Source organism: Mucilaginibacter pineti, assembly GCF_900101875.1.
Classification (GTDB): Bacteria; Bacteroidota; Bacteroidia; order Sphingobacteriales; family Sphingobacteriaceae; genus Mucilaginibacter; species Mucilaginibacter pineti.
This window is the reverse complement of sequence record NZ_FNAI01000012.1, coordinates 186341-202460: the sequence shown is the minus strand read 5'-3', so window position 1 is coordinate 202460 and position 16120 is coordinate 186341. Positions and strand designations below refer to the sequence as shown.

Here is a 16120-nt window from a genome sequence, read left to right as displayed (position 1 = left end):
TTCATTTATCTGCAATGCTTTAGCTGTTCAATTTACCAAACTCACAAAATATTTCCTTTTCTTTGCACCTTTATTACCAATATTTAAAAATGCGCTATTTAAGACTGATCAACATTTTAAGCGCTGTTGGCTTATTTGCAACTGCAACCCCGGCCGCGGCACAAACAACCGATTCGATAAAATACAATCACCAGGACCTCTTCGGCCCAATTACCTGGCCTGTTACCGGTCAAAGTACCCGTACCGCCAGCGGACAACCATCTGCTACCTATTGGCAAAACCGTGCCGACTACCAGATAAAAGCCTCCCTTAACGAAGGCAAAGACACTACCGTTACCGGCGAAGTAAACATCACCTATACCAATAACAGTCCTGACAAACTTGATTATTTATGGCTGCAACTGGATCAAAACCTTTTCAGGCCCGATTCGCGTGGTGCTGCTGTAACCCCGGTAACCGGCGACCGTTTTGATGTGCGTGGCTTTAGCCGTGGTGGTTACAACATTGCCTCGGTTACTGTTACCTACAAAGGCGATACCTATACCGTTACCCCAGTAATTACCGATGCCCGTATGCAGGTGCGCCTGAATGTACCTATGGATGGTAAAGGCCAAAAGATACAGGTTAAGGTTAATTACGATTTCGCTATCCCCTACTACGGCGCCGACCGTATGGGCCGCAAGAAATTTAAACAAGGTTATGTTTACGAAATTGCAGAATGGTACCCGCGCATGTGCGTTTATGATGATGTAGAAGGATGGAACACGCTGCCTTACATGGGCCTTGGTGAGTTTTATTGCGAATACGGCGATTTCGATTATTCCATTACCGCGCCTGCCAACATGGTAGTTGTAGGATCGGGCGATTTGCAAAATGCCGAAGAAGTGCTTACACCTGCACAGCTCGCCAAATACAACCAAGCAAAAAATAGCGACAAAACGGTAACAATCATCAGCGCCGAAGAAGTTGGCAAAGCCGCTACCCGTCCGTTTAAAGGAACTTTAACCTGGCATTATAAAATGCAAAACAGCCGCGATATTGCCTGGGGCGCTTCAAACGCGTTTATTTGGGATGGCGCAAGGGTTAACTTCCCATCGGGCCGTAAAGGTATTGCTATGTCTGCTTACCCGGTTGAAAGTTCTGGTAACGATGGCTGGGGCCGCTCTACCGAGTACCTGAAAAATAGCATGGAGATCTACTCAAAAGCGTATTTTGAATATCCGTGGAACTCGGCGGTAAACGTATCTGGTGTTGCGCTGGGTATGGAATATCCGGGTGCTATATTTTGCCTGAGCAACTTGAAAAAAGGTGGTCTTTGGGGCGATGTTACGCATGAGATAGGCCATAACTGGTTCCCGATGATTGTTGGATCAAACGAACGCAAATACATGTGGATGGATGAAGGCTTTAACACTTTTATCAATGAGTACGCCAGTCTGCAATTCAATAACGGCGAATATGCCGATACCAGCAAACAGGCGCAGCACATTCTGGCCGGTTTCCGCAAAAGTAAAGACCCGTTGATGACCGCTCCTGAGGCTATCGGCCTTAATGATTATGGTCAGTATTATAACAAAACCGCTTTAGGTTTAGATATGCTGCGCAACGTAGTGCTTGGTCATGATCGTTTTGATTACGCTTTTCATGAATACATTAAACATTGGGCATTTAAACACCCGCTGCCTTATGACTTTTTCAGGGCGATGAATGACGCCGCCGGCGAAGACCTTAACTGGTTCTGGAAACCGTGGTTCTTTACCACCTGGAAGCTTGACCAGGCTGTTACTTCTGTTAAATACGTGAAGGATAATGCTCAAAACGGCGCGCTTATCACCATCAGCAACTTGGAAAAAATGGCTATGCCTGTTGACATGCTGATAACCCAAGCCAATGGCAAAACCGAAACATTACACCTGCCTGTTAACGTTTGGCAGCGTAATGGCGTATGGACTTTCAAATATCCATCAACATCGGCCATAAAATCTATTGTGATAGATCCCGAGCATGAATTACCAGATGTTGACCTTCAAAACAATGTTTACAAGGCAGACTAATCATTAGTCATTAGTCAGAAGTCAGAATTGCAAAAGGCAGGGAGTGTTTTACTTCCTGCCTTTTTTTGTGCTTTTATTATCCTTTGTCCTTCTGTCCTTTAGTCCTTTCTCTCGAAATATTTAAAAAATATTTTGAATTGTGATTTTATACTCTACATTTGTAGAGTAGTTTCTAAAAACATAGAGCAATGAAGTTAACCACCGCCGAAGAACAATTGATGGAGTTCATATGGGAACTTAATGAGGCCTATATGAAAACCATTATTGATAGCTATCCCGAGCCTAAACCTGCCACTACCACCATCGCCACTTTACTAAAACGGATGCAGGATAAAGAGTTTGTAGGTTACAAACTCATGGGTAATTCCCGTTTATATTATCCACTGGTTTCCAAGTCCGATTATTTTTCTAAACATGTTAACAAGCTTATCAAGAATTTCTTTGGCAATTCGGCATTACAGTTTGCTTCGTTTTTCACCAAGGAAACAAACCTTACTCAAAACGAACTGGAGGATCTGAAAAAAATTATCGATAACGAAATAAACAAGAAAAAATCATGATCGGTTACCTGTTAAACTTCACGCTATGTTCGGCCGTGCTGCTTGTAGCGTATCACTTGTTACTTAAAAACAAAGCCATGTATAGCTTTAACCGGGTTTACCTGTTGGCAGGACTCATATTATCGTTGGTTATTCCATTAATTGCCATCAACCGGGAGGCTATTCCTGCACCCGCGGCGGCAATAATTACCCCGGTGCAGGAGCAATTAGCATATAATTTTACAGCTATAACAGATAATACCAATCAGCCCGATACTGTTAAAGAAGTAAAAAACACTGCTTATCATATCAACTTTTATTTGTTGCTATATGCTGCGGTGAGCAGTATAATCCTGTTTAGGTTTGCGAAGAACCTGTATACCATTCGTGCTTCCGCACAAAACAACAAGCGGCTTGATTATAGGGACGCTAAACTTATCCTTATTGAAAAAGAACTTACTCCCCACACATTTTTAAACTACATTTTTTTAAACAGTAATGAATATCATCAGCATAAAATTGAACCCGAGATATTAAACCATGAGTTGGCACATGCCCGGCAGCGCCACTCATACGATGTGATATTTATTGAATTGATTTTTGCGCTTTGCTGGTTTAATCCTTTCCTGCTGCTTTATCGCAAGGCCATGCAGCTTAATCACGAGTTTTTGGCCGATGCTGCGGTATTAAATGATAACCATAACGTTACCAGTTATCAACAGCTGCTGTTCAGTAAGGTGAGTCAATTGCAAAGCCTTGGTATCACCAGCCAGTTCAATTATTCTGTAACCAAAAAACGACTAATTATGATGACTAAAACCACCTCCAGCGCCACTGCATGGCTCACCCGGCTTGCCATTATCCCGGTAATGGCTATAGCTTTAGTGCTATTCTGTAACAAAACCAATGCGGCATTAAAAAATGTAACGATCCCCAAAATAGACCTGTCGCAAAAGCCAGAACCTTTAAAAAAACAGGATTCATTAAAAGTGAAACCTAAAATAATTTCGTTCGGCAAGTATCCCCATACCAAAAATGGTGTATCTGACGATCTGTTAAAAGAATACCAAACCTTAACAGACAAATACATTGACCCTAATGATAAGAGTGTTTTTAAACAAGTAAAATTCCCGCCCCCGGTTTCTGCAGCAGATAGAGCCCGTATGGACGCTATATTTAAACAAATGAGCCTTGAACAGCAAGGTGTACAAAAAATTGCATTTATTAAAAATGCAGGCCCCCTACACCGTGCCGTACCAACACAGGCGCAGTTAAATACCTGGAAAAACAAAAAAGTTTATGGCGTTTGGATCGACGAAAAACATATTGACAATGCCAAACTCGACAATCATGAGCCCAATGAGTTTGCTGAATATTTTGTAAGTAACCTACTGCCTGCAGCCCGCTGGGGCCTTAATAAAGGACACAGCTACCAGGTAAATATTATGACTACTCAGTATTATAACAATTACGTTAAGGAGTCGCGTAAGAGCATCATGCTTTTCCCATGGGATATGAAAGCCAGGGGTTATACCAAATAGTCAAAAAAATAGCGATGAGGGATTATACTTCATCACTATTTTAAAAAATGTGCTTGATATTTATTTAGCAGGTGCAACCAGCCCCTGCACATGTAATGATATCACGCTGGAATGGGGTATACCCAATGTAGTACCTGGCTTAACGTTAAAGTAAAGTTTAAGATAAGTATCCATTATTGCCGTCGACAGGCGCAGGTAGCTTTTTTTGAATTCTTCATCATCAAAAGCTATCAAGGGTTTCAGGTAATGCATTTGTCCTTTGTCATCAACCGTTACTGCAAATGAATAATAAAAATCCTTGTAAGATTTATTGATGGTAATGCTATATGTAGGGTCGAGATAATCGTCGGATGCATCAAAATTGTTCAGCATATCGGGCGGGGTTATGTCCTGCACAGCCTTCACCTGGTTACTTTTAGCTATCAGCTTAACCGGCTGCCTTGCAGAGAAAGCCTTGGTAATATCGGCATTGGCTTTTACCGATAGCGACCGTACATAAGCCGTATCTGCCTTGCTTGGGCGCCTTAATATGGAAGTATCGGTATGTAAAACATTTTTGATATAGCTATTGGCATAAAAAAGCATATAAACCTTTGAGCCTTTTATATCGATGGAATCGCCCTCGGCCTTTAAAATCTCAAGGATGATACTATCCTTGGTAATTTGCTTCACCTTAAACCATGAACGTGCCGCGTTAAAAACAGAATCGTAACCACGGGTGAGCGGAAAATTGATAAAAGTTTTTTTTGTAGGACTAAACACACTAACCGAATCATCTGTCACAAACTTCATTTTCCATTGGGGTTCCAACTGGTAGCCATAGTCATTAAAAGATAGTCCGTTCTTTTGGCGGCGGGATACCTCGCTGTAGTCGATACCGTTATAGTCCTTAAAGGAAATCAGCTTCTTCTCCCCTTTTTTACCGCCCTGGTTACAAGCGGTATTTATAAGGGCAATTGCCGAAAGGATTAATAATGTTAAGGTATTTATAGTTTTTGTGTTCATAGTAAGCATGCGGCCCTAAATATAATAATTCATGAACACGGTAGGTATAAATATGTTCATTTATCAATTTCTACTAATCGGCTACCCATTTACATTATCCACCTGAAAATTACAGTGTTGATATTTTTATGGCTGTATGCCGCTATTCTTACTTTCCCCTTTCAACCCAAAACCTTAATTTCGCTGTTTCAAGAAAAGAGGAAAAGATTTTGGATTATTTACAGGGTTTAAACCCCGAACAAAGGGCAGCAGTTGAACAAACTGAAGGTCCGGTGATGATAATTGCCGGTGCAGGTTCGGGCAAAACAAGGGTTATTACTTACAGGGTAGCACATTTGGTACGTAAGGGTGTAGATTCTTTCAACATACTGGTGCTAACCTTTACCAATAAAGCCGCCCGCGAAATGCGCGAGCGTATTACCAGCGTTGTGGGGCCCGAAGCCAAAAACATTTGGATGGGTACCTTCCACTCGGTTTTTGCTAAAATCTTGCGGGTTGAAGCTACCAAAATTGGCTACCCAAGCAACTTTACAATTTACGATACAGACGATAGCAAGAGCGTATTGCGCGCCATTATAAAAGAACTGAACCTTGATGATAAGCTGTACAATGTAAACTTTGTGCTTAACCGCATCTCGGCTTCAAAAAACAACCTTATTTCTTTTCAGGAATATAACAAGAACGAACAGATCCAGGCCGATGATATGTCGAGCGGTCGCGGGCAGTTGGGCAAGATCTATGAATCGTATGCTACCCGTTGCTACCGGGCCGGTGCCATGGATTTTGACGATTTACTGTACAAAACAAACGAACTGCTTAAACTTCACCCCGATGTGCTGAACAAATACCAGCACAAATTCAGGTACCTGATGGTGGATGAGTACCAGGATACCAACTTTTCGCAATACCTTATTGTGAAAAAACTGGCCGCCGTTAATGAAAACCTATGTGTAGTGGGCGACGATGCGCAAAGTATCTACGCTTTCCGTGGTGCCAACATCCAAAACATCCTGAATTTTGAAAAAGATTACCCGGATTTGAAGGTGTTTAAACTGGAACAAAATTACCGGTCGACCCAAAATATTGTGAATGTGGCCAACAGCATCATCAGCAATAATAAGGAACAGCTTAAAAAGAATGTTTTCAGCGAAAAAGAAGCCGGTGATAAAATAAAAATAATGCGTGCCTTCAGCGATAACGAAGAAGGCAAAATGGTAGCCGAGGCCATCATGCAGGACAGGAGCAATAAAGGCAACAAATGGCATGATTTTGCCATCCTGTACCGTACCAACGCGCAATCCCGTTCAATGGAGGAGGCCTTGCGTAAACTGGGCATCCCTTATAAAATATACGGCGGTTTGTCGTTTTATCAGCGTAAAGAAATTAAGGACCTGATAGCTTACTTCCGCCTTACGTTTAACCCTAATGATGAAGAAGCACTTAAGCGCATTATCAACTACCCCAAAAGAGGTATTGGCGATACCAGTGTTGATAAGATAATTGTAAGCGCCGATCAGCACAAAGTAACGCCCTGGGAGGTAATTGTTGACCCGGTTGCATATTTTGATGGTAAAGCCCCCTCAACCCTGAATGCTTTTGCCACCATGATACAGAGTTTTCAAGTGTTATCAAAAACCAAATCGGCATACGAATCGGCCTTGTACATTGCCCAGCATTCGGGCCTTTTGAAAGACCTTTACGAAGACAAATCTGTTGAAGGCCTTAACCGTTACGAGAATATACAGGAGCTGTTAAACGGTATAAAAGAATTTAGCGAGCGTGAGGATATTGAAGAAAAAGGTCTGGATATTTTTATGCAGGATATTGCCCTGCTCACTAACGACGACAAGGATAAAGACCCCAATGCCGATACCGTATCATTAATGACCATCCACAGCAGTAAGGGTTTGGAGTTTGGCCAGGTGCACGTAGTAGGGCTTGAAGAAAACCTTTTCCCTTCGCAAATGTCCCTTAATTCGCGCAGCGATCTGGAGGAAGAACGCCGCCTGTTTTATGTAGCTGTAACCCGAGCCGAAACTAAACTGGTGATAAGCTATGCTACATCACGGTTTAAGTTTGGTACACTCATTAGCTGCGAGCCAAGTCGCTTTTTGGATGAGATTGATGCCAAGTTCCTGGAGCTTGATTACAGCGCCAAACCGGCTACTGGCAGCAATAACCCTTTCTTTGACGATGACCGCAAGGCCTGGAGCAGCGGCAAACAAGCCGATGCTTTTTCTAAACCCAAACCGGCTACATCGGCACCGGTTAAAACAACATCCATATTAGCAAAGGCGCATGTGCCATCTGCCGGTTTTAAACCATCTGATACATCAAATTTACAGGTAGGTATGGAAGTAGAGCATGAGCGTTTTGGCTTTGGTAAGGTATTGAGTTTAGAAGGTAATAAGCCGGATATTAAAGCCACCATATTTTTTAAAGAGATAGGCCAAAAACAGCTTTTACTGAAGTTTGCAAAATTGAGTATAATCAACAATATGAACTAATGGTTAATTCCCTGTTTTGTAGAAACTATTCCCCAACTGTAATAGGAATGTTACAAAATATTATTACCTTTAAGCTAAATTAACGATGGCATAACGTTTGGATACGCTACCATAATTAATTATAGCGTAACCGAAATGAGCGAGAACACCAAAAAGAAAACAAACAAATTTGTAGGTAAAAACATCCGTACATTACGTCATCAGCACGGTTGGAGTCAGGAAGATGTTGCCAATCGTTTGGGTATCTCTATACCGGCATTTTCAAAAATAGAAACCGGCGTTACCGACATCAATCTATCAAGATTGGAACAGATTGCTAATATTTTTGAACTTAACGTGGTAAACTTACTTGCCCTTGATGCCGAAGAAATTGACATGACACCCTCAACCCTTAGCGTTGCTCAAAAGAAACTGATAGATCGTGAAACAGAAATAGCAAACTTACAACGTAAAGTCATCTTGCTTTATGAGGAATTGCGTAACAAAGCCAGCATTGCCATTTAATAAGTGTTCTGTAAACCTTACAGTTAACGGCTTACCATACATTTATTGCTACACTTTGTCTTATGCTTTATTTAGACAAATTAAACACTGGTTAATAATTTTTAATTAAGGGAAATTATTTGACCCTCATTTTAATATTTACATTATTAAATTTTATAATGTCCATAATTTAATGTTTGGAGTAAAAATTGTGGAATTACATATATAACAAAAAATGTATATGTCAAATTATCTTATATCCATTTCACAAAACCAGGCTTTGAAGGACGGTACCATTCATGACCCAAACAGCAAGCTAAAGGTTAAGGCATTTGATCTGCTAAAATCGAGGTTTAAACCCCGCAAGGGCGAAGTGAGGTTTTTTGTTACCGCCGGCACCGAAACAATGGCGTTTGAAACGCTGGGCTATAATAAACACCGGCAGCTGCTTATTTTGCAAATGATATCATCGTATTGCATATACCTGGGTCTTATTGAGGCCCAAATCCACTCAACATTACCATTAGCTTTTAATTAGTATTTCTGAGGACTGAGGACTGAGGACTGAGGACTGAGGACTGAGGACTGAGGACTGAGGACTGAGGACTGAGGACTGAGGAGGAATACTCCTTTGCACGGATTGTTTTAATTATTTAAAGGCTTTTCATTAAAACTACACTTTTACTTTTCAACGCGCTTTTTTAGAATTTAGAGCTTAGGATTTAGAGTTTTATTAATTTGTAGTCCTCGTTGGATTATGCAGCATATCGCTCATTTCAATAATCTTCTCATCTATTTCCGATACGCACTTATCCATCATTTCAATACATTCCTGCTGATCTACCAAACCTTCTTTTTCGAGGTTTATGAGTCCCCTGAGTGTGGCTATCGGCCCCCTGATCTGATGGGAAAGATAGGACGAGTGCTCCGAGAGTTTTTTATTTTTTATCTGTAAATCTTTCGTTCGTTCATCGATGATCTCTTCAAGATGATGGTTTATACGGTCGAGGTTGTCTTTCTGTCGGGATACCTCGCCATTAAGCAACGTTAACTGCGAGTTGGTTTTTGCTTTGCGTTTCACATTACCCACCAACAAACCTATTACCACCAATAACAAACCTGCCACTATTGTTACCGCCCAAAATTTTGTACGTTCAAAAGCCTGCCTTTCGGCGTTGCGCTCGGTTATTTTATCCTGCTCATCCTGTTTACGCTTAGCTTCAATAAGCTTCATTTGTACCGATGTATTGGTTTTATAGGTTGTACTATCGTACTTGTAAATTTCCTTTAAATAAAACAATGCCCGCTCGTAATTATTGCGGTTGTATTCAAGTTCATACGAAGTGTGCTTGTAATCGTAATCAAGTTTTGGGTCTTCGCTCAGCTTGGTATAAGCAATACCCTCCTTAACTATTTTCTCGGCGTCGTCAAACCGTTTCTGGTTCATGTAAATCGAAGCCAACGTAAGATCGATACTTGCAATCGCTTCATTTAAATCCTGGTGCTTAGCTGCCACGTTGGCCTCCAGGAGCAAACTTAATGCCTGTTCGTTTTGGTTAAGCTTAAAATAAATTACCCCTCTGTTTTGCAAGCATTGCACAAGGTTTACCGAATCATTAAGCACCTTGAACAGTGCATGGCTTTGATCATAGTATTTAAGCGCGGTATGTAAACTGTTTTGCCGATTGTAAACGTTACCTAAGTTGAGGTATAACGATGCTAACAGCCCCTTATCATGAATTTTATTGGCAATTTCAAGCGATTGAAAAAAGTATTCTTGGGCCCTCACTACATCATGGTCCCTGAATAAGTTACCCATGTTATTGTAAACCTTTGCCTCGCCTGCCAGGTTTTTAGCCTCTTTAAACCACGAGTTGGCATTCAGGTAACTTTCAAAAGCTTTCTCAGGTTCGTCCAAATAAAACCTGGCTATACCTAAAATACGGTATGATTCGCCCATACCATTGAAGTAGTTTATTTTTTTTGCAATTGCTAAGGCCCTGTTTGCCTCAGCAGCCATTTGTCTAAAATCTGTTAAACGATAACTGAATGCCTGCTTATTAATAGCAATTACTTCGGTTGTATCGCCGCCTGTCATCATCCCCTTATCCGTTGCGTATAAAGCAAATGTTATCAAAAAGAATATTAAAAATGTACAGACTCTTTTCATTAAAACATTTTTACGTTCAATCCCTGCGGAAAGTTATAAATTATGACGAATATATCTAATAAGATCACGAAAAAGATTGTGGAAAATTATTTTATATTTTTTTCGTAAAAATTAAAAAACATATTTATATTTGCTTCGTTAAACAATTGATAACCAATTGTTTAATTGAATAGTATTTTACTTTAAATAATATTTTTAGGGCACAAAAAAGCTGTTTTTAAACTACAGTTTTGCAGTAAAAAAATACTTTAAGGCATTATATGGATACTAATACACTATCTGATGATTAAATAAAATTAAATAAGTAAAACAATGGCTTATAAAAAATTGGGCTATTGTGTTTAAAATTAACAATTTATTTCATAAAAACATAAAAAAAATGATGATCTCTGCTTTAAAATATTTCGCCGTATTACCGCTGATTATCATACAATTTAAAGAGTAATTTAAAAAGAACACAACTTGTACAGACCGACAAATCGATCGTAACGTATTTTCAGGTCCATACTATTAAATATTAGTTAATAAAGTAAAATAATAAATATTAATTTTTACAATTATGAAAAAGATCATTTTTTTAATATCGCTTATAACCAGCACAGGGATCTTGTCATCACCGGTATTATCGCCATCGGCAAAAAAAGCAGATGCGCAGTTGCAGCCCGGCTTTATTAAAGTTGCAACGCTTAAAAGAGATCTGGCCAACGCCGATTGACAATACAGGAATACCAAAAACAACAAATAAGAATTATACAATAAACAGATATATACACGGATCATGAAAAAATTAATCACCATCACGTTAGCAGTTATTTTCACAGGAGCCATTTCATCATGCAAAAGAGAAATATCAAAAACTCAAAATGCCGGTATCCACTCTTTCGCCAACTGCGCTAAAAGAGACCTTGGTTGCGCCGATTAATCCTGATCCAATTTTTATAAACAACAAAAAGCTCAAACAGACATGAAAAAAATTATCATCATATCATTAGTAAGCCTAAGCACAGGCATATTATCAACCCAGGTAGCTACAACAGCAAAAGCTAAACCACAGGCATCAGTTACAATCAATTCAGCAACTCCGTTCAGAAAAGATTTAGGCACTGCCGATTAATTAGCCAACAACACACAAAGAATTATAAATAACATAAATAAAGACATCCCCCATACAAAATACAATCATGAAAAAATTATCAATAGTAGCAGCATTAGCTTTAAGCACATTCCTAACTTCATTCACAAACAATGCAAACGCGGTAACTGCCGATCCAAAAACAGAAGCAGTAAGTGCTAAAGGCGGTCCAAAAAGAGATTTAGGTAATGCTGACTTCGCTAAAGGTGGTCCGAAAAGAGATTTAGGTAATGCTGACTTCGCTAAAGGTGGTCCGAAAAGAGATTTAGGTAATGCTGACTTCGCTAAAGGCGGTCCGAAAAGAGATCTTGGTAATGCTGACTTCGCTAAAGGTGGTCCAAAAAGAGATCTTGGTAATGCTGACTTTGCTAAAGGTGGTCCAAAAAGAGATTTAGGTAATGCTGACTTCGCTAAAGGCGGTCCGAAAAGAGATTTAGGTAATGCTGACTTCGCTAAAGGTGGTCCAAAAAGAGATCTTGGTAATGCTGACTTCGCTAAAGGTGGTCCAAAAAGAGATCTTGGTAATGCTGATTTCGCTAAAGGTGGCCCAAAAAGAGATTTAGGTAATGCTGATTTTGCTAAAGGTGGTCCAAAAAGAGATCTTGGTAATGCTGACTTTGCTAAAGGTGGTCCGAAAAGAGATTTAGGTAATGCTGATTTTGCTAAAGGTGGTCCAAAAAGAGATTTAGGTAATGCTGACTTCGCTAAAGGTGGTCCGAAAAGAGATTTAGGTAATGCTGATTTTGCTAAAGGTGGTCCGAAAAGAGATTTAGGTAATGCTGACTTCGCTAAAGGTGGTCCAAAAAGAGATCTTGGTAATGCTGACTTTGCTAAAGGTGGTCCAAAAAGAGATCTTGGTAACGCTGATTTCGCTAAAGGTGGTCCCAAAAGAGATTTAGGTAATGCTGATTTCGCTAAAGGCGGTCCCAAAAGAGATTTAGGTAATGCTGATTTCGCTAAAGGCGGTCCGAAAAGAGACTTAGGTAATGCTGACTTCGCTAAAGGTGGTCCAAAAAGAGATTTAGGTAATGCTGATTTTACTGCATAATTATCATTAACGGCACAACTTCACAAACCCCAATCAAAGCATTAAAATCATGAAAAAAGTAATCATAGCAGCAGCCATTATACTAACAACTGGTATTACTGCATACTCATTAAACAAAAAAGCCGATAAGAGCACCGAAACAAAATTCCGCACTGAAAGCGCGCAATTTTCAAGTAAAAGCACAACAAGCCATAAATCAGATCTTGGTTCTGCCGATTAATTAAGCTGAATTTGTGCTGGACGCTCCTGATGGAGCGCTTCACAAACTGGGTCATGAATTAACATGAATTAATTGACACTCCCGGTTAAGTGGAGATTTTGGAAACCGGCAGCCGAATTTAGCACAAATGTTCAATTAACTCCGTCGGCCGCCATTGCGGCAAGACAATACCTTATCAGCGGCTTTGTTCTTATTTTTTCGTCAATGTGTATCTCAAGTGGGTTGTTAAGTCTGATGGTACTACTTCAACAATCTGAAGATCATATTTGTCTTTGTCAATGCCGTCAAACAGTCGGATGCCACTTCCCAAAAAAACTGGGGCAACATGAATGAAAAACTCGTCCACAAGCCCTGCATTGAGAAATTGTTGAATAGTATCCGCACCACCTTGTATCCTAATATCCTTTCCTTTGGCTGATTGCGTTGCTTTTTCTAATGCGCTTTGTATTCCGTCATTAATGAAATAAAAAGTTGTTGTCCCTTTTTGAACCCAAGGCTCGCGTTTTTCGTGTGTCAGCACATAAACATCTGCTTTGTATAGATCTTCTTTCCAATGAACTTCGCCTTCTTCAAACATTCGCTTTCCCATAATGTAAGAACCTGTTCTTGCAAACACATCATCAATTAATTCACTGTCTGCACCGTATTCTTCACCGCCTTCCATATTGATGTGTTTCCAAAATGCTTTTTGTTTAAACATCCATTGGTGAATTTTTGGCGAAACGCCTCCCATTGGATTGCCTGGACTCCTGTTATCGCCTGCGAAAAAGCCATCAAGTGATATCCCGCTGTCAAAGATAATTTTGCTCATAATTTTTATTTATTGTTTGTCAATATTAATTTTTGTTTGTTGATTTGATTGTTAGCACTGTCGCCCGCTACTGTTTTAAGTAACGGAGCGCAACAGCCCCCGACTTAAAACTGGTCGAGTCTACCAATTTTAAGTTTAATTTCTCTTCCAGGTTGATACCATCAAACAACTGCCTTCCTTCTCCCGTAACTATCGGGTAAACCACAAAATGATATTCATCAATCAGTCCAAGCGCTGCAAGTTGCGAAGGAATGGCTACACCACCAGTTAAAATATTTTTACCTTCTTCTTGTTTCAGCTTAATTACCTCGTCATGAAGCCCAGTATGAACTATTCTCGTTTTGTTTCCTTCTGGGCTATCTAATGACTGTGAGAAAACAATAATTTTGTCAACGGCTTCAAATGCCTGGGCAAAGTCGATATCTGCTTTTCTATCTCCGGAAGGATTTTTCGCCACATCGGGCCAATAAGGAACCATCAATTGATACGTTTTACGCCCGTAGAGGAATGTGTCAGCATCCCGGGTGAGCTGGGTAAAATACGCTATCATTTCTTCATCGGGATAAAATTTGGTATGGTCGCAGCAACCGTCTAAGGTTGTGTTGATTGCGTAAATTACATTTCGCATTTAATTGATTTTAGTTTTCCCGATCAGGTTTACATAAAGGTCAAAAATAAAAGACTGCGGCCATCACGGCAAGGGCGATTCGCGACAAAAAAGGGGCATTTAAGCCAAAAGCGCTATCGTCCCATCTAAAGCGATAAAACCAATCTCATCAAAAGAGAATGATTACAATACGGTCACCAAATTTAATATATAGTTGAGAAAAAAACATACCCCAATTATGAATAGGCATTCTGCATTTTCGGCTTATGTCTTTTACAAGTTCATTGTGTGATTATATTTCAACTTTTATACCTTATATATATACAACATTTTTCAGTGGCATTTTACCTTAAGTAATTTGTTTCTGCAATAACTTACCTCCCTACTTACTCGCATTGTTAACGGTCAATAACTACTGCTGTCAAAACCAATAAACATCAATATATTTGCTGCAAATAACATTGTATGCAGCACATAAAGCAATATGTAGATCAGAACAGGCAACGTTTACTCGACGAATTATTTGCCCTGTTGCGTTTCCCATCGGTTAGCGCCGATCCTAAATACAAACCCGAAGTTTTAAAGACTGCCGACTACGTTGCCCAAAAGCTGCGTGATGCCGGTGCCGACAATGTAGAGATTTGCCAAACCGCAGGCTATCCTATTGTTTATGGCGAAAAAATAATTGATGCCAGCAAACCAACCGTGTTGGTTTATGGCCACTATGATGTGCAGCCGGCAGATCCGCTGGAGTTGTGGAAAACCCCACCGTTTGAGCCTACCATACGCGATGGCAAAATATACGCCCGTGGCGCCTGCGACGATAAGGGCCAGTTTTATATGCATGTAAAGGCATTTGAACTGATGATGCAAACCAATACCCTGCCCTGCAATATTAAATTCATGATTGAGGGTGAGGAAGAAGTAGGCTCATCAAACCTGGGAATCTTTGTTAAAGCCAATAAAGAAAAATTAAAAGCCGACGTAGTATTGATCTCCGATACCTCGATGATCAGCATGGAGCATCCCTCATTGGAAACCGGCTTGCGCGGCCTTTCATACCTTGAAGTTGAAGTAACCGGCCCTAACCGCGATCTGCACTCTGGCGTTTACGGTGGTGCTGTGGCTAACCCTATTACTATCCTTACTAAAATGATAGCGTCATTACATGACGAGAATAACCATATCACCATTCCGGGCTTTTATGATAAAGTAATACCGCTTACTGCCGAAGAACGTACTGCACTTAACAACGCACCGTATGATGAGGAAGAATACAAGAAAGACCTTGATATTGCCGAAGTATGGGGCGAAAAAGGCTATACCACTTTTGAACGTACAGGCACCCGCCCCACCCTTGAGGTAAACGGCATTTGGGGCGGCTACATTGGCGAAGGTGCCAAAACCGTATTGCCATCAAAAGCACATGCCAAAATCTCTATGCGTTTGGTGCCAAATCAAACATCAGATGCTATTACTGAGCTGTTCACCAAACATTTCCTGAGCATAGCGCCAGCCAATGTAAAAGTAAAAGTTACCCCTCATCATGGCGGCGAACCTGCGGTAACACCAACGGACAGCATTGCCTACCGTGCGGCGCAGAAAGCTATTGCCGAATCTTTCGGTAAAGATCCTATCCCAACGCGCGGTGGGGGCAGCATCCCAATTGTTGCACTATTCGAGGCCGAGCTTGGTTTAAAAACCGTATTGATGGGCTTTGGTCTTGACAGCGATGCATTGCACTCGCCGAACGAGAAGTATGATATTTTTAATTACTATAAAGGAATTGAAACCATACCCTTATTTCATAAGTATTTTGCAGAACTAAGTTCAGCAGTATAGTTATCATTACAAGTTGATAAGTAATGGCTTATGTAGTTTAAAACGGCATAAGCCATTTTTTATTTAGCTATAATTCATGTGTATTCCAGGAAAGCTGCTTTCTGATATTTAAATGACACTTATTTATCATTTCACCTAAAACATTTCAACCATAAATTAAG

General features: G+C 40.3%; 16 protein-coding genes. 12 read left to right on the top strand and 4 right to left on the bottom strand.

What is annotated here, in order from left to right; genetic code table 11:
• Window positions 1-89: 89 nt before the first annotated feature.
• The 3 genes from BLS59_RS31800 to BLS59_RS23030 all read left to right on the top strand — a co-directional run bounded on the left by BLS59_RS31800 (window position 90) and on the right by BLS59_RS23030 (window position 4134).
• The gene (locus BLS59_RS31800; RefSeq protein WP_091153006.1) at window positions 90-2054 is read left to right on the top strand and encodes a M1 family metallopeptidase; all 1965 of its coding nucleotides are present in this window, start codon (window positions 90-92) and stop codon (window positions 2052-2054) included.
• A 188-nt stretch (window positions 2055-2242) separates the two neighbouring features.
• Window positions 2243-2614 (top strand): BlaI/MecI/CopY family transcriptional regulator, encoded by a 372-nt coding sequence (locus tag BLS59_RS23035; protein ID WP_091153004.1) that lies wholly within the window; start codon window positions 2243-2245, stop codon window positions 2612-2614.
• Window positions 2611-4134, top strand: coding sequence for a M56 family metallopeptidase (locus BLS59_RS23030; protein ID WP_091153002.1), 1524 nt, complete (start codon window positions 2611-2613; stop codon window positions 4132-4134). The genes BLS59_RS23035 and BLS59_RS23030 overlap by 4 nt, the downstream gene beginning before the upstream one ends.
• 60 nt (window positions 4135-4194) lie before the next feature.
• Here BLS59_RS23030 and BLS59_RS23025 read toward each other — a convergent pair whose 3' ends face one another.
• A complete protein-coding gene (locus BLS59_RS23025; protein ID WP_091153001.1) occupies window positions 4195-5139 on the bottom strand; it encodes a hypothetical protein in 945 nt (314 codons plus the stop codon).
• A gap of 209 nt (window positions 5140-5348) precedes the next feature.
• On the opposite strand from BLS59_RS23025, the gene BLS59_RS23020 reads away from it, so the two are divergent.
• The 3 genes from BLS59_RS23020 (at window position 5349) to BLS59_RS23010 (ending at window position 8667) form a co-directional block, all read left to right on the top strand.
• Window positions 5349-7646: an ATP-dependent helicase gene (locus BLS59_RS23020; RefSeq protein WP_091153043.1), complete on the top strand. Its 2298-nt coding sequence runs from the start codon at window positions 5349-5351 to the stop codon at window positions 7644-7646.
• A gap of 135 nt (window positions 7647-7781) precedes the next feature.
• Window positions 7782-8150 (top strand): helix-turn-helix domain-containing protein, encoded by a 369-nt coding sequence (locus tag BLS59_RS23015; protein WP_091152999.1) that lies wholly within the window; start codon window positions 7782-7784, stop codon window positions 8148-8150.
• A gap of 220 nt (window positions 8151-8370) precedes the next feature.
• The gene (locus BLS59_RS23010) at window positions 8371-8667 is read left to right on the top strand and encodes a hypothetical protein (protein WP_091152997.1); all 297 of its coding nucleotides are present in this window, start codon (window positions 8371-8373) and stop codon (window positions 8665-8667) included.
• A 195-nt stretch (window positions 8668-8862) separates the two neighbouring features.
• On the opposite strand, the gene BLS59_RS23005 is transcribed toward BLS59_RS23010, so the two are convergent.
• Window positions 8863-10299: a tetratricopeptide repeat protein gene (locus BLS59_RS23005; RefSeq protein ID WP_091152995.1), complete on the bottom strand. Its 1437-nt coding sequence runs from the start codon at window positions 10297-10299 to the stop codon at window positions 8863-8865.
• 559 nt (window positions 10300-10858) lie between these two features.
• Between BLS59_RS23005 and BLS59_RS31795 the strand changes: the two genes are divergently transcribed.
• The 5 genes from BLS59_RS31795 (at window position 10859) to BLS59_RS31775 (ending at window position 12699) form a co-directional block, all read left to right on the top strand.
• The gene (locus BLS59_RS31795) at window positions 10859-11014 is read left to right on the top strand and encodes a hypothetical protein (RefSeq protein ID WP_162842748.1); all 156 of its coding nucleotides are present in this window, start codon (window positions 10859-10861) and stop codon (window positions 11012-11014) included.
• 63 nt (window positions 11015-11077) lie between these two features.
• Window positions 11078-11221, top strand: coding sequence for a hypothetical protein (locus BLS59_RS31790; RefSeq protein ID WP_162842747.1), 144 nt, complete (start codon window positions 11078-11080; stop codon window positions 11219-11221).
• A 42-nt stretch (window positions 11222-11263) separates the two neighbouring features.
• A complete protein-coding gene (locus BLS59_RS31785; RefSeq protein ID WP_162842746.1) occupies window positions 11264-11413 on the top strand; it encodes a hypothetical protein in 150 nt (49 codons plus the stop codon).
• A gap of 67 nt (window positions 11414-11480) precedes the next feature.
• Window positions 11481-12479, top strand: coding sequence for a hypothetical protein (locus BLS59_RS31780; protein WP_162842745.1), 999 nt, complete (start codon window positions 11481-11483; stop codon window positions 12477-12479).
• A 49-nt stretch (window positions 12480-12528) separates the two neighbouring features.
• On the top strand, window positions 12529-12699 hold the full coding sequence (locus BLS59_RS31775; protein ID WP_162842744.1) for a hypothetical protein: 171 nt from the start codon (window positions 12529-12531) through the stop codon (window positions 12697-12699).
• 190 nt (window positions 12700-12889) lie between these two features.
• On the opposite strand, the gene BLS59_RS22990 is transcribed toward BLS59_RS31775, so the two are convergent.
• Both BLS59_RS22990 and BLS59_RS22985 read right to left on the bottom strand, forming a co-directional pair.
• Window positions 12890-13510, bottom strand: a complete 621-nt coding sequence (locus BLS59_RS22990; RefSeq protein ID WP_091152989.1) for a dihydrofolate reductase family protein — start codon at window positions 13508-13510, stop codon at window positions 12890-12892.
• 67 nt (window positions 13511-13577) lie between these two features.
• Window positions 13578-14138, bottom strand: coding sequence for a dihydrofolate reductase family protein (locus BLS59_RS22985; RefSeq protein ID WP_091152988.1), 561 nt, complete (start codon window positions 14136-14138; stop codon window positions 13578-13580).
• A 444-nt stretch (window positions 14139-14582) separates the two neighbouring features.
• Here BLS59_RS22985 and BLS59_RS22980 point away from each other — a divergent pair, with 444 nt between their 5' ends.
• Window positions 14583-15959, top strand: a complete 1377-nt coding sequence (locus BLS59_RS22980; protein ID WP_091152986.1) for a dipeptidase — start codon at window positions 14583-14585, stop codon at window positions 15957-15959.
• The last annotated feature ends 161 nt before the right edge of the window (window positions 15960-16120 follow it).